This window comes from Kitasatospora sp. SUK 42, from assembly GCF_015776785.2.
Lineage (GTDB): Bacteria > Actinomycetota > Actinomycetes > Streptomycetales > Streptomycetaceae > Kitasatospora.
The window spans coordinates 1492009-1515656 of the sequence record NZ_LFMD02000002.1; the positions used below are offsets into that span (position 1 = coordinate 1492009).

The 23648-nt window shown below is 73.7% G+C and carries 19 protein-coding genes; 9 read left to right on the forward strand and 10 right to left on the reverse strand.

Annotated features, from left to right (window positions below; genetic code table 11):
• Positions 1-64: 64 nt before the first annotated feature.
• Positions 65-259, reverse strand: a complete 195-nt coding sequence (locus tag RZ50_RS06320; RefSeq protein WP_196952854.1) for a hypothetical protein — start codon at positions 257-259, stop codon at positions 65-67.
• A gap of 138 nt (positions 260-397) precedes the next feature.
• A complete protein-coding gene (gene pdxH / locus RZ50_RS06325; protein WP_374199878.1) occupies positions 398-1123 on the reverse strand; it encodes a pyridoxamine 5'-phosphate oxidase in 726 nt (241 codons plus the stop codon).
• A 334-nt stretch (positions 1124-1457) separates the two neighbouring features.
• On the opposite strand from pdxH, the gene RZ50_RS06330 reads away from it, so the two are divergent.
• Together RZ50_RS06330 and serC are read left to right on the forward strand one after the other, a co-directional pair.
• Positions 1458-2558 (forward strand): citrate synthase 2, encoded by a 1101-nt coding sequence (locus RZ50_RS06330; RefSeq protein WP_196952853.1) that lies wholly within the window; start codon positions 1458-1460, stop codon positions 2556-2558.
• Positions 2559-2708: 150 nt separating this feature from the next.
• Complete coding sequence (gene serC, locus RZ50_RS06335) at positions 2709-3827, forward strand: phosphoserine transaminase (protein ID WP_196952852.1); 1119 nt, start codon at positions 2709-2711, stop codon at positions 3825-3827.
• Between the two features lie 263 nt (positions 3828-4090).
• On the opposite strand, the gene thpR is transcribed toward serC, so the two are convergent.
• A complete protein-coding gene (thpR, locus tag RZ50_RS06340; RefSeq protein ID WP_196952851.1) occupies positions 4091-4678 on the reverse strand; it encodes an RNA 2',3'-cyclic phosphodiesterase in 588 nt (195 codons plus the stop codon).
• Between the two features lie 75 nt (positions 4679-4753).
• Here thpR and RZ50_RS06345 point away from each other — a divergent pair, with 75 nt between their 5' ends.
• On the forward strand, positions 4754-5278 hold the full coding sequence (locus RZ50_RS06345; protein WP_196952850.1) for a GNAT family N-acetyltransferase: 525 nt from the start codon (positions 4754-4756) through the stop codon (positions 5276-5278).
• A gap of 114 nt (positions 5279-5392) precedes the next feature.
• On the opposite strand, the gene RZ50_RS06350 is transcribed toward RZ50_RS06345, so the two are convergent.
• Together RZ50_RS06350 and RZ50_RS06355 are read right to left on the reverse strand one after the other, a co-directional pair.
• Positions 5393-6916 (reverse strand): MFS transporter, encoded by a 1524-nt coding sequence (locus tag RZ50_RS06350; protein ID WP_308271503.1) that lies wholly within the window; start codon positions 6914-6916, stop codon positions 5393-5395.
• A gap of 121 nt (positions 6917-7037) precedes the next feature.
• On the reverse strand, positions 7038-7472 hold the full coding sequence (locus tag RZ50_RS06355) for a MarR family winged helix-turn-helix transcriptional regulator (RefSeq protein ID WP_045692358.1): 435 nt from the start codon (positions 7470-7472) through the stop codon (positions 7038-7040).
• 132 nt (positions 7473-7604) lie between these two features.
• Here RZ50_RS06355 and RZ50_RS06360 point away from each other — a divergent pair, with 132 nt between their 5' ends.
• Positions 7605-8012 (forward strand): VOC family protein, encoded by a 408-nt coding sequence (locus tag RZ50_RS06360; RefSeq protein WP_196950817.1) that lies wholly within the window; start codon positions 7605-7607, stop codon positions 8010-8012.
• 283 nt (positions 8013-8295) lie between these two features.
• Positions 8296-9159, forward strand: coding sequence for an MHYT domain-containing protein (locus RZ50_RS06365; RefSeq protein ID WP_217680280.1), 864 nt, complete (start codon positions 8296-8298; stop codon positions 9157-9159).
• Between the two features lie 56 nt (positions 9160-9215).
• Here RZ50_RS06365 and RZ50_RS06370 read toward each other — a convergent pair whose 3' ends face one another.
• From RZ50_RS06370 to RZ50_RS06380, 3 genes are all read right to left on the reverse strand, one after another.
• Positions 9216-10925: a hydrogenase maturation protein gene (locus RZ50_RS06370; RefSeq protein ID WP_196948216.1), complete on the reverse strand. Its 1710-nt coding sequence runs from the start codon at positions 10923-10925 to the stop codon at positions 9216-9218.
• A 198-nt stretch (positions 10926-11123) separates the two neighbouring features.
• Positions 11124-12047: a DUF4231 domain-containing protein gene (locus RZ50_RS06375; RefSeq protein WP_196948215.1), complete on the reverse strand. Its 924-nt coding sequence runs from the start codon at positions 12045-12047 to the stop codon at positions 11124-11126.
• Positions 12048-12219: 172 nt separating this feature from the next.
• Positions 12220-13680 (reverse strand): NCS2 family permease, encoded by a 1461-nt coding sequence (locus RZ50_RS06380; RefSeq protein ID WP_196948214.1) that lies wholly within the window; start codon positions 13678-13680, stop codon positions 12220-12222.
• Positions 13681-13844: 164 nt separating this feature from the next.
• On the opposite strand from RZ50_RS06380, the gene RZ50_RS06385 reads away from it, so the two are divergent.
• Positions 13845-14159: a DUF2530 domain-containing protein gene (locus tag RZ50_RS06385; protein ID WP_196948213.1), complete on the forward strand. Its 315-nt coding sequence runs from the start codon at positions 13845-13847 to the stop codon at positions 14157-14159.
• A gap of 53 nt (positions 14160-14212) precedes the next feature.
• Positions 14213-16672 carry an HAD-IC family P-type ATPase gene (locus RZ50_RS06390; protein WP_196948212.1) on the forward strand — a complete coding sequence of 820 codons (2460 nt, stop codon included), beginning with the start codon at positions 14213-14215 and terminating at the stop codon, positions 16670-16672.
• Between the two features lie 62 nt (positions 16673-16734).
• Here RZ50_RS06390 and RZ50_RS06395 read toward each other — a convergent pair whose 3' ends face one another.
• Both RZ50_RS06395 and RZ50_RS06400 read right to left on the reverse strand, forming a co-directional pair.
• Positions 16735-20031, reverse strand: a complete 3297-nt coding sequence (locus RZ50_RS06395; RefSeq protein WP_308271504.1) for a sacsin N-terminal ATP-binding-like domain-containing protein — start codon at positions 20029-20031, stop codon at positions 16735-16737.
• Positions 20032-20203: 172 nt separating this feature from the next.
• Positions 20204-21085: a DUF3027 domain-containing protein gene (locus tag RZ50_RS06400; protein WP_196948211.1), complete on the reverse strand. Its 882-nt coding sequence runs from the start codon at positions 21083-21085 to the stop codon at positions 20204-20206.
• Between the two features lie 543 nt (positions 21086-21628).
• Here RZ50_RS06400 and RZ50_RS06405 point away from each other — a divergent pair.
• Both RZ50_RS06405 and RZ50_RS06410 read left to right on the forward strand, forming a co-directional pair.
• Positions 21629-22978, forward strand: a complete 1350-nt coding sequence (locus tag RZ50_RS06405; protein WP_374199900.1) for an MFS transporter — start codon at positions 21629-21631, stop codon at positions 22976-22978.
• A gap of 130 nt (positions 22979-23108) precedes the next feature.
• Positions 23109-23642 (forward strand): hypothetical protein, encoded by a 534-nt coding sequence (locus tag RZ50_RS06410; protein WP_196948210.1) that lies wholly within the window; start codon positions 23109-23111, stop codon positions 23640-23642.
• Positions 23643-23648 lie beyond the last annotated feature (6 nt).

Sequence of the window (23648 nt, forward strand, 5' to 3'; positions counted from 1 at the left end):
CGGGCGGAATCGCAGGTCGGAGCACCCCGGTCGGTACCGCCGGCGGCGCGAACGGCCCGGCCGGTCAGATCGCGGACGAGAACCGCATCACCGGCATGAGGCCGGGGCCCTCGCCGGCGAGGCCGACCCGGCGCATCAGCCGCCCGACGGCCTCGGGCGTGCAGCGGGCCAGGAGCTCGTCGAGCGTGGGTCCTGACCGGTCGGGATCGGGATCCGGCCCGGCGGACGGGAGTTCGACAGCGGCGGTGGATTCAGGCATCGCGGTCTCACGCATCTGAAGTCCGAACCCCTTCGAATCACGGGTGGCTCGCGCCCAACGTACCCGCACACGCCGACCGTCGTCACCCGGCGCGCGAGCCGTCCGTCCCCCGGCGGAGCCGCTCCCCCGCCCCCCGGGTCACGGGCAGAGCCGCTCCACCCGCCAGCCGGTCGGGCTCGCCGGGTCGGCAACGTAGCGGAGGCGGTCGTGCAGACGGTTCTCCCGCCCCTGCCAGAACTCGACACTCTCCGGGACCACCCGGTAGCCGCCCCAGAACGGCGGGACGGGAACGCCCTCGCCCTCGGGGTAGCGGCGCTCCAGTTCGGCGTAGCGCTGTTCGAGGACGTCGCGGCCGCTGACCGGGCTGGACTGCTCACTGGCCCAGGCACCGAGCTGGGAGCCGTGCGGGCGGGTGCGGAAGTAGGCGGCGGTCTCGTCCCGGCCGACCTTCTCCACCCGCCCCTGGACGATCACCTGGCGGGCCAGCGCGATCCACGGGAAGAGCAGCCCGGCGTACGGGTTGGCGGCGAGTTCGGAGCCCTTGCGGGAGCCGTAGTTGGTGAAGAACACGAAGCCGCGCGCGTCGTAGGCCTTGAGCAGGACCGTGCGGGAGCTGGGCCGCCCCTGGGCGTCGGCGGTGGAGAGCACCATGGCGTTGGGTTCCACCACCCCCGCGTCGTCCGCCTCGTGGAACCAGCGGGTGAACTGGCCGACGGGCTCGGGCGCGAGCTGCTCCTCGACCAGTCCCTCGTGGCTGTAGTGCTTGCGCATCACGGTGAGGTCCGGGCCGGGGCGGGCCTCGTCGGCCAGGGTCCGGGTGGCGGGGCTCGGGGGCGTCGACTGGGCGCGTTCCGGGGTCTGCACGTCAACATCATCCCGTACGACAAGCAACCGGCACCGCTACCTCCGGACAAACCTCGGCCGGAGTTCAGGTGACCCGCCACCGCTTGGGTGCCCGTCCTGCGGGGAATTGTCCGGAACGGGGCGTTTGGTTCCGATGGCCCGCCCGAGCGCGACCGGCCCTCGGCGGGGACGGCGGGAAGGTCAAGCGGCCCCCGGGGAAACATCACCACCGTGGTGTATGGCGCAATGCACCCCGTGCCTGTCACTCTGGCACGGAGTGCCAACCACGATTCGGTCACTGGCGCGCCGCCCCACCACGGCGGAGCACCGATCGCAGAACTGAAGGAGCCGTCGCATGTCCGATTTCGTACCCGGGCTTGAGGGAGTCGTCGCGTTCGAGAGCGAGATCGCCGAGCCCGACCGTGAAGGCGGCGCCCTGCGGTACCGCGGTGTCGACATCGACGACCTGGTCGGCAACGTCTCCTTCGGCCACGTCTGGGGCCTGCTGGTGGACGGCAAGTTCAACCCCGGCCTGCCGGCCGCCGAGCCCTTCCCGATCCCGGTCCACTCCGGCGACATCCGGGTCGACGTCCAGTCCGCGCTGGCCATGCTCGCCCCGGTCTGGGGCCTCAGGCCGCTGCTGGACATCTCGGCCGAGCAGGCCCGCGACGACCTCGCCCGGGCCGCCGTGATGGCGCTGTCGTACGTCGCCCAGTCGGCCCGCGGCCAGGGCCTGCCGATGGTCCCGCAGAGCGAGATCGACAAGGCCGAGACCGTGGTCGAGCGGTTCATGATCCGCTGGCGCGGCGAGCCGGACCCGAAGCACGTCAAGGCCGTCGACGCCTACTGGACCTCGGCCGCCGAGCACGGCATGAACGCCTCCACCTTCACCGCCCGGGTCATCGCCTCCACCGGCGCCGACGTCGCGGCCGCGCTCTCCGGCGCGGTCGGCGCGATGTCCGGCCCGCTGCACGGCGGCGCGCCCTCCCGCGTGCTGGGCATGATCGAGGAGATCGAGCGCACCGGCGACGCGACCGCCTGGGTCAAGAACGCGCTGGACAAGGGCGAGCGCCTGATGGGCTTCGGCCACCGCGTCTACCGCGCCGAGGACCCGCGCGCCCGGGTGCTGCGCCGCACCGCCAAGGAGCTCGGCGCGCCGCGCTTCGAGGTCGCCGAGGCACTGGAGAAGGCCGCCCTGGAGGAGCTGCACAACCGCCGCCCGGACCGCGTGCTGGCCACCAACGTCGAGTTCTGGGCCGCCATCATGCTGGACTTCGCCGAGGTCCCGGCGCACATGTTCACCTCGATGTTCACCTGCGCGCGCACGGCGGGCTGGTCGGCGCACATCCTGGAGCAGAAGCGCACCGGACGCCTCGTGCGCCCCTCCGCGCGCTACGTGGGCCCCGGCCCGCGCCGCCCCGAGGAGATCGAGGGCTGGGACGCCATCAAGCGCTGAACACGCCGGGCCGACGGCTCCGCACCACCCCTGACCAGCGGGTCCGGCTCCGGCCGGGCCCGCTGGCGGCGTCTCCGGGCAGCGAAGATCACAATCTCAGCGGGCGGACGACCGTACCTCCGACGAGCCACCGGCCGGTAGGCTGCGCCCGTGGCTCAGATCCAGATCCCCGCTGACATCAAGCCCGCAGACGGCCGTTTCGGCTGCGGACCGTCCAAGGTGCGCCCCGAGGCCCTCAGTGCCCTCGCCGCCACCCAGGCCTCCCTGCTCGGCACCTCGCACCGCCAGGCCCCGGTCAAGAACCTGGTCAAGCGCGTGCGCGAGGGTGTGAGCAGCCTCTTCTCCCTGCCGGACGACTACCAGGTCGTCCTCGGCAACGGCGGCTCCACCGCCTTCTGGGACATCGCGGCCTTCGGCCTGGTCCGGGAGAAGTCCCAGCACCTGGACTTCGGCGAGTTCTCCTCGAAGTTCGCCTCCTCGGTCAAGGCCGCGCCGTGGCTGGCCGAGCCGACCGTGATCAAGACCGCCCCGGGCACCCACCCGCTGCCGGTCGCCGAGGCGGGCGTGGACGTCTACGGCCTCACCCACAACGAGACCTCGACCGGCGTCGCGATGCCGATCAAGCGCCCGGCCGGCGCCGACCAGGGCTCGCTGGTGCTGGTGGACGCCACCTCGGGCGCCGGCGGCCTGCCGGTCGACATCACCGAGACCGACGTCTACTACTTCGCGCCGCAGAAGTCCTTCGCCTCCGAGGGCGGCCTGTGGCTGGCCACCTTCTCCCCGGCCGCCCTGGAGCGCGCCGCCGAGATCGCCGGCTCCGACCGCTACATCCCGCCGTTCTTCTCGCTGCCGACGGCCATCGACAACTCGTCGAAGGACCAGACGTACAACACCCCGTCGATCGCCACGCTGTTCCTGCTGGCCGACCAGCTGGAGTGGCTGAACGGCAACGGCGGGCTGGACTGGGCCGTCGCCCGTACGGCCGACTCCTCCTCCCGGCTGTACTCCTGGGCCGAGAAGTCCTCCTTCGCGACCCCGTTCGTGGCGAACCCGGCCGAGCGCTCCCAGGTGGTCGGCACCATCGACTTCGACGAGTCGGTGGACGCCGCCGCGGTCGCCAAGGCACTGCGTGCCAACGGCATCGTGGACACCGAGCCGTACCGCAAGCTGGGCCGCAACCAGCTGCGCATCGCGATGTTCCCGGCTATCGACCCGGCGGACGTCGAGGCGCTCACCCACTGCATCGACTACGTGGTCGAGCAGCTCTGACGGCCTCCGAGCACGGCTGAGGGCCACCGCCTGCGGGCGGTGGCCCTCTCGCCGTTCCAGGGCTACTTGCCGACCAGTGAGCTGATCAGCACGACGACCAGCAGCAGCACCAGGGTGCCGGAGACGATGCGCATACGAGTCTTGGGATCCACGGTCATCGAGCGTACCCGTGGCTCGCACCGGGACGAACCGGAGGCCCGGCTCAGCTCCCCGGCTCGGCTCCGGTCGGCCCCAGTTCAGGTCGGCCTCAGTTCAGGTCGGCCTCAGCTCCAGTCGGCCAGCGCCCAGGAGCGCAGCGACTCGTAGTGGGCGAAGCCCCCGTCCAGGTCGCTCTTCATCAGGTGCAGCTCGGCGGCCTCCCACTCCGGCCCCCGGTAGTCCGCCAGTGCCGCCGCCAGCGCGTCCAGCTCGGCCGCCGCGACCCGCTGGACGGCCCGCCGGTGGCCGCGCGAGGAGCCGGCCCGGGCCAGGGTGAGGTGCGGGTGGAAGGCGAAGGCGTCGGTCTCCCCGGTCACGTCGGCGGTGGCCTCGGCGACCGCCTCGGCGAGCCGGCGCAGCGCCCAGGTCTGGCCCTCGATCCCGGCCCAGAGCACCCGGTCGCCGAACCGGCCGGAGCCCGCGATCCGCAGCCGGTGCACCGGGTGCGCCTCGGCGACGGCGGCCAGGCCCGTCTCCAGCTCCGGCAGCCGCTCGGCCTGCACCTGGCCGAGGAAGGCCAGGGTCAGGTGCCAGCCCTCGACGGTCGTCCAGCGCAGCCGGTCCGCCCCGGGCAGCCCGCGCACCGGCGCGACCGCGTCGAAGAGCCCCTGCAACGCCACGACCGGCGGCAGCACCGCCACGAACAGCCTCATACGGCCATTCTCGCCTTTCGCACGGGGCGCGGGGCATCTTTCCGCGCTCCCCGATCTGGGCTAGAACGTTCTTCCATGAAGATCGACATCCGCACCGGCGGCCCCGACGACGTCCCCGACATCCTCGCCCTCCTCGACGGCGCCGTCACCTGGCTGACCGGCCAGGACCGCACCGGCCAGTGGGGCGACCAGCCGTTCAGCACCAACCCGGCCCGGGTCGAGCAGGTCTCCTCGTACGCCGCCGAACCGTTCCTGATCCGGCTCGCGGTGGACGAGGACGGCCGCACGGTCGGCTGCTGCGTGCTCTCCGAGGACCGCGGGAAGTGGATCCCCGCCGTGAACGAGCGCGAGCTGTACGTCCGCAACCTGGTCACCGACCGCAGCCGCAAGGGCTCGGGCATCGGCGCCGCCCTGATCGCCGACGCGATCGAGGAGGCCCGCCGGCGCGGCATCGGCCTGCTGCGGGTGGACTGCTACGGCGGCGCCGACCGCAAGCTGGTCGCCCAGTACCGGGCGCTCGGCTTCACCGAGACCGAGACCTTCGAGGTCGAGCAGCCGCGCGGCGTCTGGCCCGGCCAGGTCCTCGAAATCCGGCTCTGAGAAATCCGGCCCTGAGGAATCCGGCCCTGAGGAGTCCGGCTCTGAGAAGTCCGGCTCTGACGCCCCGGGTTCCCCCGGAGATCCCGACGATCTCCGGGGAAACCCGACCGGCCGTCAGCAGGCCGTGGCCAGCTCCGACTTGCTCCTCGAAGCGGTCCGCGGCACGAAGGCCACCACCCGGCCGCCACGGCCGGGGTGCAGGTCGACGCGCACCCGCAGGTCGGCGCTGCGGGCCAGCACCAGGCCGACCGCGGCGGCGGCCAGCGCGGACACCAGCCCGCAGGCCAGCAGGCCCAGCCGGGGCCCGTACGAGGCGGTCACCCAGCCGACGATCGGGGCGCCGATCGGCGTGCCGCCGGTGAAGACCAGCACCAGCAGGCCCATCACCCGGCCGCGCATCTCCGGGTCGGTGGCCAGCTGGAGCGAGGAGTTGACCGAGGTGTTGAAGCTCAGCCCGAACACCCCGACCAGCATCAGCAGCAGCGCGAAGGTCCAGTAGTCGGGCGCGAAGGCCGCGACCACCTCCAGCGTGCCGAAGGCCAGCGCCGCGCCGACCAGCCGCCGCAGCCGGGGCGCGCCCCGACGGGCCGCGAACAGCGCGCCGGCCAGCGAGCCGACCGCCATCGCGGTGTTCAGCAGGCCGTACTGCCCCGCGCCCACCTTGAAGGTGTCGTACGCGAAACCGGACAGCAGCGTCGGGAAGTTGAAGCCGAAGGTGCCGATGAAGCCGGCCAGCACCATCGGCCAGAGCAGCTCGGGCCGCTCCTTCACGTACCGCAGGCCCTCGCGCAGCTGGCCCTTCTCGCGGGCGATCGGCTCGGTCGGGCGCAGTTCGCTCTCCCGCATCGCGAGCAGTCCGCCGATCACGGCGGCGAAGGACAGCGCGTTGACGGCGAACGCCCAGCCGCTGCCGACCGCGGCGATCAGCAGGCCCGCGACGGCGGGGCCGATCAGCCGGGCGGTCTGGAAGTTGGCGGCGTTCAGGCTGACGGCGTTGGCGAGGTCCTTGGGCCCGACCATCTCGGCGACGAACGCCTGCCGGGCCGGGTTGTCCACCACGGTGACCAGGCCGAGCAGCAGCGCGAAGGCGTACACGTAGTACGGCGTCACCACGCCGCCGACGGTCAGGACGGCCAGGCCCGCGGCGAGCAGGCCCATCGCGCCCTGGGTGTGGATCAGCAACCGGCGCTTGGGCATCCGGTCGGCGAGCACCCCGCCGAACAGGCCGAGCAGCAGCATCGGCAGGAACTGCATCGCGGTGGTGATGCCGACCGCGAGCGGGCTGCCGGTGAGGCTCAGCACCAGCCAGTCCTGGGCGATGCGCTGCATCCAGGTGCCGGTGTTGGACACCACCTGGCCGGCGAAGTAGTAGCGGTAGTTGCGAACGCGCAGCGAGGAGAACATCCCCCCGGGCCGGGTGAAGCGGGCGCCGGTCGGAGACGAGGCCGGGTGGGTCCGGCCGGGAGCGGCGGGTTCGTCCGCCGCGGTGCGTTCGTCGGGGTCGTCGTCGCCGTTGCCGGGCAGTCCGCTGGGGGCGGGGGCCTGGGCGTCGGCGGCCGCGGCGCTGGCCGCGGCGGGGTCGGTGGTCTGCTCGTCGGTACGGATGGCGGCGGCGCTGGCTGCGGCCGGCGGTGTCACGGTGGTCTCCCCTCGTAGCGCGACGGCCTTGGCGGTGGCCGTCGCGCTCCTGGTGTCGGTGGTCGGTCCTGCGGTGATGCGGGCTCCTTCTCCTCCCGGCGGCCGGCCGGGTTCGGTGTGCCTAGAGGTGTGCGAGCTTGTAGAGCACGGGCGCGGCCTCCCGGAGGACGGCCCACTCCTCCTCGTCGAGCCCCTGGGCGAGCTCGGCGAGCCAGACGTTTCGGCGCCGACGGCTCTCCGCGAGGATCGCCTCGGCCTGCTCGGTGCTGCTGACGACCACTTGGCGGCGGTCCTCGGGGTGCGGCTCGCGCCGCACCAGCCCCTTCTCCTCCAGCATCGCGACGATCCTGGTCATCGAAGGAGGCTGCACGTGCTCCTTCCGGGCGAGCTCACCCGGCGTCGCCTTTCCGCACCGGGCGAGGGTGCCCAGCACTCCCATCTCGGTGGGACTCAGCGACTCCTCCACCCGCTGGTGTTTGAGTCGTCGGGAGAGGCGCATCGTGGACGATCGCAGCTGAGAGATCGCTGCGAGGTCCTGCTCGGACATCTCGGGCATCTCTTTAGCTTACGTCATTACTCTCGCTAAGGAAAAACGGGTTCCCACCGCGCCGGAAGATCGACCCGGTGCCATATTGGGTCTTGGATCACCTTGGATCACCGCTCGCGACTCCAGGAAGGGCGACCAGCCATGTCCGACCTCGCCTCCGAACAGCTCGCGCCCGACGACACCGGCTTCGCCCGGCTCGCCATGGTCACCATCGACTGCGCCGACCCGGTCGCGCTGGCCTCCTTCTACGGCGAGCTGCTCGGCTGGGAGACCCGGCACGTGGACGAGAACTTCGCGATCCTGGACAACCCCGAGGGCGGCAGCCCGCTGGGCTTCGGCCGGGTGGTGCACTACCGCCCGGAGCCGTGGACCGAGCCGGACGGCAGCAAGCACTTCCACCTCGACTTCTACGTCGACGACCTGGACGAGGCCACCGCGAAGGCCCTCGCGCTCGGCGCGACCGAGCCGACCTACCAGCACGGCCGCACCCTCAGGGTGCTGATCGACCCGGCGGGCCACCCGTTCGGGCTGGCCCCCCTGGAGCAGTGAGGCACCGGGGGGCCGTGCGCAGGCGGTGTCAGGGCTTGGTGCCAAGATCATGCAGGCCGCGTAAAGGCCCACGCTGACCAGGCATTTCACGAAAAACACGAACATTGTGCGACCGCCGGGCAGTGGCTACTGTCCCCGTTGTCAGGGGCACCACATGCCAGGCCCCCTCGGCGGATCCCCCACCGCGCCCACCCCCGCGCGCGTTCCACCGTCCGTACCGCGGGCCCCGCACCTCCGCCCGAACCCTGGCGCCCCCATCCCCGCATCCGTCCAGGGAGCTCTCTTGGGTGAGATCCATCATGCCGACCACGGCTGGGTGACACCGGCGGTCTCGTACTTCGTCGCCTGCCTCGGCGCCTTCGTCGCCCTGCGCAGCGCCCGCTGGGCACTCGTCTCACAGGGCCGCACCCGGGTGGTCTGGCTGCTCTTCGCCTCGACCTCGCTCGGCGCCGGGATCTGGTCCATGCACTTCATCGCGATGCTCGGCTTCTCCGTCACCGGCGTCGAGATCAGCTACCAGCCCGCGCTGACCGTGCTGAGCCTGCTGGTCGCCGTCGCGGTGGTCGGCGTCGGGCTGTTCACCGTCGGGTACTGGCGCCGCCGCCCCGCGCTGTCGCTGCTGGTCGGCGGGCTGACCACCGGGCTCGGGGTCGCCGCCATGCACTACCTGGGCATGGCCGCCATGGTGCTGCCCGGCCGGCTCGGGTACGACCACCTGACGGTGGCGCTGTCCGTCGCCATCGCGGTGGTCGCGGCGACGGCCGCGCTCTGGGCCGCGCTGAACATCCGGGGCACCCTCGCCGTGCTGGCGGCCGCGCCGGTGATGGGCGTGGCCGTCTGCGCGATGCACTACACCGGCATGGCGGCGCTGTCGGTCCGGCTGGACTACTCGCACTCCACCCAGGGCGGCGTGATGGCCCTCCAGTTCATCTTCCCGCTCGGGGTCGGGCTCGGCTGCTACGTGTTCTTCGGCTCGCTGGCCTTCGCCGTCTCGCCGAGCCTGAGCACCCCGCAGCCGCTGCTGGTCGGCCCGGCGGCCCCGCTGCCGGCGCGGCCCGCCCGCGCCTCGCGCGCCGCCCGCGGCCCGCAGCCCGACCGGGTGCCCGACCGGCGGCGGCCGCTGGGCGGGGCGGGCACGCGCAACTGAGCCCACAGGAACGGACGTCCGGCCGGGCCCCCCACCCCGGCCGGGCGTCGCCCCACTCACGACGGTCCGAGCAGCCCGGTCAGGTGCTCCGGCGTGGCCACCGGGCAGACCTTGCGCACGAAGTCCCGCCGCAGCGCGTGGTACGGCTCGCCCGCCCGGTAGAAGTTGGCGTGCATCCGGCGCAGTTCCTCCGCCCGGTACTCGGCCAGCGGCTTCGCCTCCTCGTCCTCGGCCCGGCGGCGCTTCTTGTCCACCAGTCGCCCGGTGAGCTCCGGCGAGGCGGCCAGCCGGGCGGCCTCCCGGGCCACCCAGCGGCGGAACTCGGCGGCGCCCCCGCCGGCCGTACGGTCCACCAGGCCGATCCGGTGGGCGTGTTCGGCGCCGACCGGCAGCGCCTCGGTGGCGAGCCGCCCGGCCTGCTCGGCGCCGACCCGGCGCGGCAGGGTGTACGTCCAGTACTCGGAGCCGTACAGGCCCATCAGCCGGTAGTGCGGGTTGAGCACCGCCGACTCCCGGCACCAGACCTCGTCGGCGGCGAGCGCCAGCATCAGGCCGCCGGCCGCCGCGTTTCCGGCCAGCGCGGCGACGGTCAGCTTGTCGCCGGTGGTCAGGACCGCCTCGACCAGGTCGTCCATCGCGTTGATGTTCTCCCAGGACTCCAGCGCCGGGAAGGCCGCGCCCTCGATGACATTGAGGTGGATCCCGTTGGAGTAGAAGTCCCGGGGCGCGCCGAGCACCAGCACCGAGGTGGGCCGCTCGGCCGCCTCCCGGTAGGCGGCGAGCAGGCGGCGGCACTGCCCGGTGCTCATCGCCCCGCCCGCGTGGGCGAATTCGAGGAAGCCGACCTCGCCCTCCTCGCGGTAGCGCAGCTCCGACCAGGTGTCCCGGCCGGCGGCCTCCGCCGGGGTCACCGGCACCTCGCGGACCCGGTGCAGCTCGTCGGCGAGCACCGTGGCGGCCGGCAGCTTGAAGGGGGTGGGCCCGCCGGGGGTGCGGCGCGGGCGCAGCTGCGGGATCCAGACCGCGCCGTCCACGGTGGCCCGGCAGATCGCGCCGTCCCTGGTCGCCAGGACGGCGCCGGGCTCCGGGCCGCGCAGCCGGTCCTCGGGGTGGCCGCCGTGCAGGAAGAACTCGCGCCCGTACAGCTCGTCCAGCACGCCGGGCTGGGAGTCGGCGGCGCGCAGCTTGCGCAGCACGGTGGCGGTGTCGTCGTGCTGCCAGTCGATCCGGCGCACGTCCTGCCTGAGGAACGGCCGCAGCTCGCCCTGCACGTCCGGGCGGCCGTAGTCCAGCGGCTCGGGGGTGAACAGCCCGCCCTGGTAGCGCTGGACGGCCAGCAGCACGGCCTCGACGGCGGCGTCGGCGACCTCGCCCCGGTACAGCTCGCTCTTGCCGCAGTCGGGGACGGGGAACTCCACGGAGGCCCAGATGTCGCCCGCGTCCATCTCCTCGACGGCCTGCAGCACGGTGACGCCCCAGTGCCGGGCGCCCTCGGTGATCGCCCAGTCGAGCGAGGACGGGCCGCGGTCGCCCTTCGGGCCCGGATGCACGATCAGGACCGTCCGGGCGGACCAGATGTCCGCCGGGACGGCCCTGGTGAGCATCGGGCAGATGATCAGTTCGGGGTCGACGCGGTCCACCGCCGCCCTCATCTGCTCGTCGCCGAGCGCGAGTTGGACGGCGACCTGGTGGCCGCGCCGCCGCAGCTCGGTGTGGACGCGCTGGGTCAGGCTGTTGAACGCGGTGGCGATCAGGAGAATGCGCAAGGGGGCCTCCGGCAGGGACTTCGGGTCGCGCGGAGGCGATGAAACCAGGGCATGGACACGTAATGATTACGTTCCGCGCCTCGCCGCCCTACCCTCACGCAGCCCGCACACCTGTGCCTCCCGCTTCGCGGTATCTCCCCAGCCTCCTCCCGGAGTTGGACTGGCGCGGGAACGCCCGGCCGGCGCAGGAACGCCCGGCTAGCGCGGGAACGCCCGGCGGGCCCGCCAGGTGGTGTGCTCCCGGGAGACGGCGTCCTCCGCCTCGGCGGCCAGCCGGGCCCAGCGCGCCTCGGCGTCCGGCGCCTTGAGGTCGAGGTCGGAGAGCTGGTTGCCGACGTTCTCCAGCTCGCGCGCGGCCAACTGGTAGGCGGTGGCCAGCGGGCGGAGCTGCTTGAGCTGCGTCCAGGCGATGATCGAGGCGGCCGCGGCCGAGCTGGCTCCGAAGATGTGCACCTGCAGCGTGCCGGTGGCCTGGGCGATGGCCGCCGCCGCGCCGACGATGATCAGCACCGCGATGCCGAGCCCCCAGGAGACCGCCTGGGAGTCGCAGGCCTCGGCCCGGGCGCGGTACCAGGTGCGCTGGCCCTCGACCCGGGTGCGCAGGTACAGGGTGCGCCGGGCGGTCAGGCTGTCGGCCCGCGCGCGCCGCATCTCCTCGGTGATCTCGGGGACGCTGCCGGGAGGCACGATCTCCGGGTCCTCGAAGGCCCGCAGCACGTCCTCGACCTGGAGCAGGTAGCCGCGGTCGACGTCCGCCGACTCGGCCTCGCCGTCGAAGGGCCGGGCCCGCACGCTGTACTTCCAGGCCAGCGTCTTGACCGACTCGGCCGCCGCCCGCGCCTCGTACCAGCGGCCCTGCGGATTGCTGCGGCGCAGCCGCGACCAGAAGTAGCCGGCGATCAGGAACGCGGCCACCGAGAACAGTGGCGCGATGTCGCCGTCGCCCTTGTGGTCCGGGCCCGGGAGCGACCCGATCAGCGCCGCGATCACCAGCATCGCGATCAGTCCCCGGTACCAGCGCAACGTCTCGCGCTGACCGTCCTGCGAGGCCTTGTCCGCCCGCCAGAACAGCTCCGGCAGCAGCTGCGCCTCGACTCCCCCGGGCGGATCCTTGTACACCATCGGTCGAGTCCCCTCCCCGTCTCCGTCCAGGCAGTATGCCCGCCGCCAACTGCTGTACACCGTCCCCTTTTTGACAGCTTCGAAGCACCCCCGGTCAAGCCCGCGCCCTCGAAATCGAAAACGGCCCCGCGCTCCGGGGAGCGCGGGGCCGTGGAAACCCGGTGGAGAGGGGTCAGAGCAGGCCGAGGGCCGGCATCAGGTAGTAGAAGGCGAAGACCGCGGCGACCGCGTAGAGCGGGATCGGGACGCTGCGGCCGCGGCCGGCGGCCAGGCGCAGGATGCAGAAGGAGATGAATCCGAAGCCGATGCCGTTGGTGATCGAGTAGGTGAACGGCATCATCACGATGGTCAGGAAGGCCGGGATCGCGATGGTGTAGTCCGCCCAGTCGATCTCCTTGATGGAGTTCGCCAGGATCAGGAAGCCGACCGTGATCAGGGCCGGGGTGGCGGCCTGGGCGGGGACCATGGTGGCGAGCGGGGTGAGGAAGAGCGCCACCACGAAGAGCAGGCCGGTGACGATCGAGGCGAAGCCGGTGCGGGCGCCCTCGCCGACGCCGGCGGTGGACTCGACGAAGCAGGTGTTGGCGGAGGAGGAGGTGGCGCCGCCGGCCGCGGTGGCGATGCCGTCGACCATCAGGATCTTGTTGATGCCCGGCAGGTCGCCCTTCGCGTCCAGCAGCTTGGCCTCGTCGGCGACGCCGAGGATGGTGCCCATCGCGTCGAAGAAGCAGGACATCAGGACGGTGAAGACGAACAGCACGCCGGTCAGCACGCCGACCTTCTCGAAGCCGCCGAACAGGCTGACCTTGCCGACCAGGCCGAAGTCCGGGGCGGCCACCGGGTTGCCCGGCCAGGTGGGAACGGTGAGGCCCCACTTGAGCGCCGGGACGTCGGCGACCTTGTCGATCACGACGGCGATCGCGGTGGAGACCGCGATGCTGATCAGGATGGCGCCGGGCACCTTGCGGATCAGCAGGATCAGGGTGAGCACCAGGCCGACGACGAAGATCAGCACCGGGAAGCCGAGCAGGTGGCCGTTGCCGCCGAGCTGCAGCGGGACGGTGGTGTGCGCGACGTCCGGGATGCGGCTGACGAAGCCGGAGTCGACCAGGCCGACCAGGCTGATGAACAGACCGATACCGATCGCGATGGCCTTGCGCAGGCCGAGCGGCACGGCGTTCATGACCCGCTCGCGCAGGCCGGTGGCGACCAGCAGCATGATCGCGAAACCGGCCAGCACGACCATGCCCATGGCGTCCGGCCAGGTCATCTTGGGTGCGAGCTGGAGCGCGACGATGGTGTTGACGCCCAGGCCGGCCGCCAGGCCGATCGGGACGTTGCCGATCACGCCCATCAGCAGGGTGGTGAGACCCGCGGTGAGGGCGGTGGCGGTGACCAGCTGGGCGCTGTCCAGGTGAGCCCCGGTCATGTCCGTGGCACTGCCCAGGATGATCGGGTTCAGCACCAGGATGTACGCCATGGTGAAGAAGGTGGCGATACCGCCGCGGATCTCGCGCGGCACGGTGGAGCCGCGCTCGCTGATCTTGAAGTAGCGGTCCAGGGCGCCGTTGGGGGGCGTCGGCGCGGTGGCAGCGGGTTCGGGCGACTCGGTGGTCGGCTGGACCACAGGCATTCGTGCGTCCTCTGTGGGGGAGCTGAGGAGGGGGAGACCAGCCCGGGGCGACGGTGGCCGGGCGTAGACCATTAAGTATGGTTTCCGGATCGCACACGCGCTATCTTCGCGCGTAGAGCCAGCGCGGCTCCCCCGGGCACCCGCCGCACCGTACGCTAGGCCCCATGCCCAAGACGCCCCTGCACCCCTCGCCCCCTCCGCTGGAGGCCAACGACGTCGCCATCGTCGGCGGCGGCACGGTGCTGTGGTTCGTCGCCTTCCTGGTCCTGCTCCCCTTCCAGGGCACCCTCTCCGACCACGGACACGGCACCTGGCCCTGGATCTGCCTCTCCGGCGGCCTGCTCGGCCTGATCGGCCTCTGGTACTGCCGCGCCCGGCGGGACGCGATCGCCCGCAGCCGCGCCGCCGAGGCCGAGGCCGCCGCACGGGAGAACGACGGCCCCGGGAACGGCCAGAACCAGGCCACCCGGTCGGACTGAATTCGTCCGTTAGTAGCACGCATCGGGCATAAGGCACCCGTAGAGTCGGTGCCATGACGCAGCCTGCCCACCCAGCGGAAGAGCAGCCCGCCGACGGAGACCGCTCGGACGGAGCACACCCACTCGGGCTGCTGCCCGGTCGGCGCGGCGGCCTGACCACCGCCGAGGTGGCCGAGCGGGTCGCGAAGGGGCAGGTCAACGACGTTCCGGTACGGTCCAGCCGCTCCGCCAAGGAGATCGTCCGGGCCAACGTCTTCACCCGCTTCAACGCGATCATCGGCGTCATGTTCGGGATCATCCTGATCGTCGGACCGATCCAGGACGGCCTGTTCGGCCTGGTCATCGTGGCCAACACCGCGATCGGCATCATCCAGGAGCTGCGCGCCAAGAAGACCCTGGACAGCCTGGCCCTGATCGGCGAGGCCCGCCCGCAGGTCCGCCGGGACGGCGCCGTCCAGCAGATCGCCGTCTCCGGGATCGTCCTGGACGACACCGTGCTGCTCGGCATCGGCGACAAGGTGATCGTGGACGGCGTCGTCACCGAGGCGGACGGCCTGGAGATCGACGAGTCGCTGCTCACCGGCGAGCCCGACCCCGTCCTCAAGCACCCCGGCGACCAGGTGATGTCCGGCAGCTTCGTGGTGGCCGGCGCGGGCGCGTTCACCGCCACCAGGGTCGGCCGGGAGGCCTACGCCGCGCAGCTGGCCGAGGAGGCCAGCAAGTTCACCCTGGTGAAGTCGGAGCTGCGCACCGGCATCGACAGCATCCTGCGCTTCATCACCTACCTGCTGATCCCCACCGCGCTCGGTCTGATCATCAGCCAGCTGGCCGTCGAGGGCCGCGACTGGCGCGAGGCCGTCCGCCGGATGGTGGCCGGCATCGTGCCGATGGTCCCCGAGGGCCTGGTGCTGCTGACCTCGGTGGCCTTCGCGATCGGCGTGGTCCGGCTGGGCCGCAAGCAGTGCCTGGTCCAGGAGCTCCCGGCGATCGAGGGCCTGGCCCGGGTGGACACCGTCTGCCTCGACAAGACCGGCACCCTCACCGAGGGCGGCATGGACGTGGTCGACCTGCGGATGATCTCGAACGGCGAGCCCGAGCCGGTCGACAAGGACACCATCAAGCACGCGCTCGCCGTGATGGCCGGGGCCGACGCCCGCCCCAACCCGTCCATGCAGGCCGTGATCGACAGGTACGGACGCGGCGACGGCGCCGACGGCTCCCCGGGCGGCGGCTGGCGGGTGATCGAGGCGATGCCCTTCTCCTCCGCCCGCAAGTGGAGCGGCGTGCAGCTGCTGGAGCCCCAGGGCGGCGAGGCCAGCTGGCTGCTCGGCGCCCCCGACGTCCTGCTGCCCGCCGGGCACCCGGCCCTCGTCGAGGTGGACGAGCTGGGCTCCCGGGGCCTGCGGGTGCTGCTGCTGGGCCGTACGCCCGTCCCGCTGGACTCCCCCGACCCGGCCTCCGGCCTCACCCCGCTCGCCCTGGTGGTGCTCCAGCAGCGGCTGCGCGCCGACGCCGCCGACACCCTGCGCTACTTCGAGGGGCAGAACGTCCGGGCCAAGGTCATCTCCGGCGACTCGGCGGTCTCGGTCGGCGCGGTGGCCGGCCACCTCGGCCTGCCCGGCGCGGACCACCCGCTGGACGCCCGCACCCTGCCCGAGGACCCGGAGGAGCTCGCCGACACGGCCGACCGGACCAGCGTCTTCGGCCGGGTCACCCCGCAGCAGAAGCGCCAGCTGGTCGGGGCGCTGCAGTCGCGCGGCCACACCGTGGCGATGACCGGGGACGGCGTCAACGACGTGCTCGCGCTCAAGGACGCCGACATCGGCGTGGCGATGGGCACCGGCTCGGACGCGACCAAGGCGGTCGCCCAGATCGTGCTGCTCAACGACTCCTTCGCGACCCTGCCCTCGGTGGTCGCCGAGGGCCGCCGGGTGATCGGCAACATCGAGCGGGTGGCCGGGCTGTTCCTGGTCAAGACGGTGTACTCGGTGCTGCTGGCGCTGCTGGTGATCTTCACCCATTCGCCGTACCCGTTCCTGCCCCGGCACTCGACCGTGCTGTCCACCCTCACCATCGGCGTGCCGGCCTTCTTCCTGGCCCTCGCCCCCAACAACGAGCGGGCCCGCACCGGCTTCGTGAAGCGCGTCCTGCGGCTCGCCGTCCCCGGCGGGATCATCGCCGGCACCGGCACCTTCGTCGCCTACGCGCTGGCCCGCTCCGACCACGCGACCGACCTCAAGGCCGACACCAGCGTGGCCACCCTGACGCTCTTCCTGATCGCCATCTGGGTGCTCGCCATCGTCGCCCGCCCGTACAACTGGTGGCGTCTGCTGCTGATCGGCACCATGGGCGGCGCCTTCGCGCTGGTGCTGCTGGTGCCGTGGCTGTCGGACTTCTTCCAGCTCCGTCTGGTCGGCTGGCGCGACCCGTGGACGGGCGTCGCCATCGCGGTGGTCTGCGGCATCGCCCTGGAGATCGCCTGGCGCTTCATGAAGCGCCGCGGCATGGAGTGACCGCCGCCGTGGGCCCGCCTCCCGAGGCGGGCCCACGGCCGACGCTCAACCGCTCAGCCCGCTCAGCCCTCGAAGTCCCGGGCCGCCGACAGCTCGTACGCCCGCTCCGGCTCGCTGAGCGCGGCCAGCACCTCGAAGCGCCGGTGCCACTGCCCGACCGACCAGGCGAGCCCGGCCGCCAGGCCCTCCGGAGTGGCCGCGTGCAGCAGCCCGGGCACCGGCGGGACCTCGAACTCGTCGTCCTCCTCGGCCGCCTCGGCCAGCTCGGGGTCGTACGGCGGCTCCGGCGCGTCCGACTCCGGGTCCCACCGCCAGTCCACCGCGGCCTCGGCCCCGTCCGGGCCGACCACCAGCAGCTCCTCGTGCTCCTCGTACGCGACCGGGCAGCCGGGCAGCAGCTCCCGCACCACGGCCGGGACCCGGTGCAGCACGCCCTCGGACAGCACCCGGCCGCCCGCCACCTCGCTGGCCAGCGACACGTGCAGCCGCTCGGCGAGGTCGGCGGCCAGCGCCGGGGCGACCGGCAGCAACGGGTACGGGTGCAGGAGCTGGACGAGGTCCGGGGCGTCGGCGACGACCGCCTCGGTGGCGTCCACCACCACCGTGTGGGCCGGGCGGCGCCCGGTGGCCGGGTCCAGCGGCGGCAGCGCCCGCACCACGTCCAGCGGCTCGATCCGCTCGGCGTCCACCCGGGCCAGCGCGCTGTGGATGCCGTGCAGCTGGCGGTGCCCGACCTCGGCCTCCGGGTCGGTCAGCCGGTCCAGCAGCTCGTCCGGGCCGTGCGGTTCGGCGAGCAGCGCGGCCAGCGTGGTGCGCACCCCGAGCGCGTGCAGGAACTGCTCGTCCAGGGTGGTGCGGGCCTCGTCGTACAGGCCGCGCAGCAGCGGGTCGGCCCCGGCGGCGCGCAGCCCGGCCGGCTCGCGGCCCGCCAGCACGGGGTGGTCGCGCAGCCACCAGGCGGTGTACGGCGGCAGGTCGGCGTAGGAGCCGTCCGGCAACAGGGTGCGCACCGGGTTGACCACGGCGTCCCGGTACGGCGGGCGGGCCAGCGCGGCGAGCGCCTCGGGCCAGGCGTCGTCGTCGACCAGGTCGAGGTCGCGGACGGCCAGCAGCTCGGCGGCCACCGGTGGGACGCCCACCGCCTCGTCGGCCTGGAGCGCCTCCAGGGCGTCCTCGGCCCAGTCGGCGAGCCCGTCGGGCGCCTCGTCCAGCAGCCCGGTGGGGTGGCCGCCGGCCGCGCGGTCGGCGGGGGCGGTCGGGTCGAGCCGCTCCAGGTCGTCCGGGTCCAGCACCACGTCCTCGGCCCGCACCAGCACGAAGTCGGCCAGCACGCCGACGGCCGCGAGCACCTCCGGGCCCCAGCGCTCCAGCAGCTCGTCGTCCACCCAGCCGGCGTCCTCCTCGCGCGCCAGCCCCGCGAACGGGCTCCCGGGCAGCACGAGTTCGCCGGCGCGGGCGGGCTCGCCCTCGTCGTCGAGCAGTGCCAGCCGGGCCAGCCAGGGGTGCTCGCCGGCCGACGGGCCGGCCGCCTTCACCAGCGCCAGGACGGCGTCGGCGAGTTCGAGCGCGGCGTCCAGGTCGTCGTCGGCCAGCTCGTAGGAGCGGTCGACGGCGGCGCGCACCTCCGGGGTGTCCAGCACCCCGGCCGGAGTGGCCGTCCCGGCGCCGAGCTTGGCCAGCAGCGGGTGCGCCGCCTCGGGGTGGGCCAGGCGCAGGTCCAGCGCGGCGAGCGCCCCGGCCAGCGTCTCGGGGTAGCCGGGGAAGGCCTCCCAGTCGGCGTCCTCGGAGGGCAGCAGCACCCGCCGGGGCCCGGTGACGGTCCGCCCGTCCGCGAGCGGTACGGGCAGCGCGCCGAGCGCCTCCGGGTCGGCCGCGCCGAGCGCCGCGTACAGGTTGCGCCACCAGACGGGCTCGCGGTCCAGGCCGCCGAGCTGGTCCACCACCTCGGCCAGCGGCACCCGGCGCACGTTCAGCACCCGCAGCTCGGTGCGGCGCTCCAGGCCGGCCGGCAGCAGCCCCGGGAAGATCGGCGCGAGCGCCTGCACCACCGAGCCGTCCGCGCCCTCCAGCAGCGTCGCGTCCCGGGGCCGCAGCGCGGGCGTGCCCTCCTCGACCGGCGCCGGGTGCGGCAGGAACGGCGTGCCGGGCAGCCGGGAGAGGACCGCCGCGCGCAGCGCGTTGTCCAGCGCGCCCTGCCCGAGCGGGCCGGGGACGAGGCCGAGCGAGCCGAGGTCGGCGCCGCGGGCGCGCAGCAGCTCGGCGTAGCTGTCGGCGGCGCGCTCGGTGAGGAAGTCGGCGAGCGGGCCGGGGGCGATGTGCCGGCGGGTGGAGTCCAGCGGGTAGGAGGCGATCAGCAGGGCGGGCAGCCCGATCGGCTCGTCGCTGGGGGTGGGCGCGTGCAGCACCGGCGCGATGTCCGGCCGCTGCGGGACGCCGTCCTCGGCGACCGGCACGGCCCAGGTCACCGTCCAGTACGGGCGGGTGCGCTCCTCGGTGGGCCGGTCGGCGAGCAGGTCGGCGGCGAGGCTTCCGGAGGCGCCGGCGGTCTGCCAGACCGTCCGCCGCGGCAGGCCGCCCGCGTCGTCGGTGACGGTGACTTCGGTGACGCCGTCCGGGCGCGGCTCGGCGGCGCTGCGGGTGAGCGTCCGGGTGCCCTCCGGGGTCTCCACCACGACCTCCGCCAGGCCCGGCAGGGTGAGCAGCAGCGCGTCGTCGATCCCGGCCAGCAGTCGGCGGGTCAGGTCCTCGGCGGCGGCGTCCCGCAGCGGCAGCACCACGACCGTGTCGTAGCCCGCGGGGGCGGGGCCCTCGGCCGCGAACGGCAACCGCAGCAGCGGCACGTGGCCGTCCCGGCGGCGCAGCTCCTCGGTCAGCTCGGGCTGCGCCTCGGCGAGCGCGCGGGCCTCGCCGAGGGACCAGCGCACCCCGCCGGCGGCGCCGAGCACGGCCGGCTCGTCGGTGACGGCGAGCACGGCCGCGAAGCCGACGCCGAACCGGCCGACGGCGGGCGCCTCGCCGCGCTTGGAGGAGGCGCGCAGGGTGGACAGCGACTCGACGGCGACCGCGTCCAGCGGGGCGCCGGTGTTGGCGGCGGCCAGCACGCCGTCGGCGAGGGTGAGCCGCAGCCGGCCGGGGCCGTGCCCGGCCCGGACGGCGGCGTCGGCCGCGTTCTGCGCCAACTCGACCACCAGGCGGTCGCGGTAGCCGCCGAGCGCGAGCTCCTCCTCGGCGTTGGCGTCCTCCCGGAACCTGGCCGGCGAGGCGGCCCAGGCGTCCAGCACCCGCCGGCGCAGCGCGGCGCACCCGAACGGGTCCGCGAGGTGCTCGTCCGTGCCGCTGCCGATGATCCGAGGTTCCACTGGACCTGCCGCCTTCCGCCGCCTGTACGTCGTAGGGGCATTCTTCCCTGCCCCACCGACTGCTCCCGACCACGGACCTCGCGCCCCGGTCGACGGACCCTTCGTCAGAGCCTGGTGGAACGCCGACGGCCCGCCCCGGTCGGTCACCGGTGCGGGCCGTCGAACAGCGGGTTCAGGAGTGCCCGAGCTCCTCGGCCGGGGCGTCCGGCTCGACGGAACCGGAGGTGCGGTCCGGGTGGAGCTGCATCGGCTCGACCACCAGCTCGTCCAGGATCAGCTCGGACGGCGCCGGCGGGGCGGGGATGACGGCCGCCTCGGAGTGCCCGCCGCAGCCGTACGCGAAGGAGACGATCTGCCCGTCGGCCGGGCCGAACTCGTTGCCGCACACGCCGAAGGCCTGCCCGAGCGAGCCGCCGATCGGGATCAGGAAGCCGCAGCTGCCGCACGCGGCCGGCGCGGCCTGGGCCATCGCGGTCTGCGGGCCGTGGGCCTTCTCCCAGCGGTCGGCGGCCAGGTGCAGGCCGAGCCGGGACAGCACCCGGCTGCGGCCCATGCCGAGTTCCTCGGCGACGGCGTTGATCTGGGCGCGCGCCGGGGCGGGCTGGACGTGCGGGTCGGTGACGACCACGTCCTCCTCGGCCGCGAGGGCGACCGGGGAGTTCGGCGCGGGCTCGTCCTCGCCGCTCCAGCCGGGCTCCAGCCGCAGGTCGTCGGCTCCGGTGGGCAGCAGGTCGCCGGGGCCCATGTCACCGGGGCGCAGCCGCTCGCTCCACGGCACCCACTGGGGGGCCAGAACGGCGTCCGGGCCGGGCAGCAGCACGACCTCGTCCAGGGTGACGTTCTTGGCGCGCGGCGCTCGGGCGACGGTGACGGCCCAGTGCCAGCCGCGGTACGCGGCGTCCAGGCACTCGAAGCTGTGGGTGACGACCCGGTCGGCGTCCGCCTGCACACCCAGGTGCGGCCCGACCGCCTCCGGCCCCACGGCCTCCTCGGCGGCCTGGCGGGCGAGTTCGACGGCCTCGGCACAGAGCCGGTCGGGGGTACGGCTTCGCATCGCAGCACTCACGGCGTCGATTCTCTCCCAGTTCTTCTGTCGCCCACGGCGTGTTGCCCATTCCGTCGCGGCTCGGTGGTCCCTCGTCCATTCTGCGCGACCCGGGACCGCCTCGGGTACCGACCGCGCCGCTCATCCGGCCTCCGGCGCCCCGGTGCCCCGGCGGGCGGACCTTGGGCAGGCTACCCGCCGGTCGACGCCCCGGCACAGTCCGGGGCGGAGCGGATCGTTCCGGGGGCCGCGCCGACCGGAGCAGAATCCCGCGTCGGCGCGGCGAATCTGGGGCAGGATGGGCATGTGGCGGACGAGAACCCGTCGCAGCACGCACTGCGCGTCCCCCGGGTCGGTGGCCCCGACGAGCCGGACGCCGTGCCGCGACCGCAGCCCCCCGTCCCCGCTGCGGGCGAACCGCAGTCGGCGGACGGTCCCGAGGCGTCCGCCGCCCGCGTGGGCCTGGCGGAGCCCGACCTGCCCGAGGACCTGCCCGAGGAGCTCGCGGACGGGTTCCCGGAGGAAGTCCCCGAGCCCCACCGCAACCTCCTGGTGCGCACCGCCTCCGCCGCCGGCGTCCGCACCGGCAAGGTGGTGCACGGCACCGGCCGCCGGATCCGCCGGGCCACCTCCGCCGAGGGCGCGGGCGAGTCGGGCCTCGCCAAGCTGATCGAACTGCACGCGCTGAACTCCTTCGGCGACATGCTGATCACCGTCGCGCTGGCCTCCACCATCTTCTTCTCGGTGCCCACCGGCGAGGCCCGCGGCCGGGTCGCGCTGTACCTGCTGATCACGATGGCCCCGTTCGCCCTGCTGGCCCCGGTGGTCGGCCCGCTGCTGGACCGGCTGCCGCACGGCCGCCGCGCGGCCATGGCGACGTCGATGCTGGCCCGGGCGGTGCTGGCCTGGACGATGGCCGGGGTGATCTCCGGCGGCGGCCTGGCGCTCTACCCGGAGGCGCTGGGCGTGCTGGTGGCGTCCAAGGCGTACGGGGTGGTGCGCAGCGTCGTGGTGCCCCGGCTGCTGCCGAGCCGGCTGTCCCTGGTGAAGGCGAACTCCCGGGTCACCCTGGCCGGGCTGCTGGCCACCGGCGTGGCGGCCGGGGTGGGCGGGCTGCTGCACCTGATCGGGCCGGGCTGGCCGCTGCGCGGCGCCTTCCTGGTGTTCGTGATCGGCACCCTGCTGGCCTTCCACCTGCCGCACGAGGTCGACTCGGCGAAGGGCGAGCAGCGGGCCGTCCTGCACGCCGAGGTGCACGGCGAGGGCTCGCACCTGATCCAGCACAAGGCCCCGCCCGTGAAGGCCTCGCTGCGCACGGTCGGCCCGTCGGTGGTGCTGGCGCTGCGGGCGATGGCGGCGATGAAGTGGCTGGTCGGCTTCCTGGTGTTCTTCCTGGCCTTCCTGCTGCGCAGCGAGCCGATCGGCGGTCTGCGGCCGACGGTGGCACTGGGCGTGGTGGCGCTGGCGGCGGGGACAGGCAACGCGCTGGGCTCGGTGCTGGGCTCCTGGCTGCGCACCCGCGGCCAGGAGGCGACGGTCACGGTGATGCTGCTGCTGGCGACGCTCGTGACGGCGGCGGCCGCGCTCTGGTACGGGGTGCTGACGGTGGTTCTGGTCGCGGGGGTGGCCGGGATGGCGGCCTCGCTGGGCAAGCTGGCGCAGGACGCGCTGATCCAGCGGGACGTCCCGGAGGCGGTGCGGACCTCGGCGTTCGCCCGGTCGGAGACGCTGATGCAGCTGTCCTGGGTGGCGGGCGGCGGGGTCGGCATCCTGCTGCCGTTGAACGGGGTGCTGGGCCTGTCGATCGCCGCCGGGGTGGTCGGTGTGATGCTGCTGTGGACGGCCCGTTCGCTGCTGCGGCTGGGCCTGCGGCGGCACCCGGCCGCGCCCCGGGTGGCCTGATTCCGGCGCCCGGCGAGCGCCCGGCGAGCGCACGGCGAGGCGTGCGGCGGGGCGTGCGCAGGAGGTGCGGCAACACGCGGTGCCCCACCCCCGCGTAGCGTGATCGGCCGGGCCCGGTAGATTCTGACGTATGAGCCTCAATTCCCGTGTCATCGCCGCCCTCGGCGCCGTCGTCGTGGTCGGCGCCGCCACGGTGGGCACCTCCGTGGCGATCGCTGCCGGCCAGACCGAGCACATCTCGCACCGGGCCACCCTGAAGGTCGGCAACTCCTCGTTCGTCGCGGACCCGCTGTGCTGGAACGGCGGCAGCCCGATCACCGAGGACCTGCAGCAGGAGTGCCAGGACAAGGCCACCCAGGCCCTGAAGGACGGCACCCTCCCGAGCTCTCCCGTGGTCGCGAGCGACCGGGTCGGCGTCGGCGTCAGCCCGAACGTGGCCGACACCGGCTGGTGGGCGTTCACCAACGGCGGCTCGACCGGCCAGGGCGGCCGCTACAGCCTGTTCTCGTACGCCAAGGGCACGACCTGGTCGGGCGCCCAGTCGGCCACCAAGCTGCTGAACGCCAGCGGCAAGACGCTGGTCACCGTGGTCGAGGCCGACCAGAACTCGGACAACCCGATCGCCGTCTGGTACTTCCAGCTGAACTCCAAGGACAACGGCTGACGGTCC

What these genes read in the sequence shown, in the direction of transcription:
- RZ50_RS06320 (WP_196952854.1), bottom strand. Translation starts at nt 259, where the DNA reads ATGCCTGAATCCACCGCCGCTGTCGAACTCCCGTCCGCCGGGCCGGAT.
- RZ50_RS06330 (WP_196952853.1), top strand. Translation starts at nt 1,458, where the DNA reads ATGTCCGATTTCGTACCCGGGCTTGAGGGAGTCGTCGCGTTCGAGAGC.
- thpR (WP_196952851.1), bottom strand. Translation starts at nt 4,678, where the DNA reads ATGAGGCTGTTCGTGGCGGTGCTGCCGCCGGTCGTGGCGTTGCAGGGG.
- RZ50_RS06345 (WP_196952850.1), top strand. Translation starts at nt 4,754, where the DNA reads ATGAAGATCGACATCCGCACCGGCGGCCCCGACGACGTCCCCGACATC.
- RZ50_RS06355 (WP_045692358.1), bottom strand. Translation starts at nt 7,472, where the DNA reads ATGCCCGAGATGTCCGAGCAGGACCTCGCAGCGATCTCTCAGCTGCGA.
- RZ50_RS06360 (WP_196950817.1), top strand. Translation starts at nt 7,605, where the DNA reads ATGTCCGACCTCGCCTCCGAACAGCTCGCGCCCGACGACACCGGCTTC.
- RZ50_RS06375 (WP_196948215.1), bottom strand. Translation starts at nt 12,047, where the DNA reads ATGGTGTACAAGGATCCGCCCGGGGGAGTCGAGGCGCAGCTGCTGCCG.
- RZ50_RS06380 (WP_196948214.1), bottom strand. Translation starts at nt 13,680, where the DNA reads ATGCCTGTGGTCCAGCCGACCACCGAGTCGCCCGAACCCGCTGCCACC.
- RZ50_RS06385 (WP_196948213.1), top strand. Translation starts at nt 13,845, where the DNA reads ATGCCCAAGACGCCCCTGCACCCCTCGCCCCCTCCGCTGGAGGCCAAC.
- RZ50_RS06390 (WP_196948212.1), top strand. Translation starts at nt 14,213, where the DNA reads ATGACGCAGCCTGCCCACCCAGCGGAAGAGCAGCCCGCCGACGGAGAC.
- RZ50_RS06400 (WP_196948211.1), bottom strand. Translation starts at nt 21,085, where the DNA reads ATGCGAAGCCGTACCCCCGACCGGCTCTGTGCCGAGGCCGTCGAACTC.
- RZ50_RS06410 (WP_196948210.1), top strand. Translation starts at nt 23,109, where the DNA reads ATGAGCCTCAATTCCCGTGTCATCGCCGCCCTCGGCGCCGTCGTCGTG.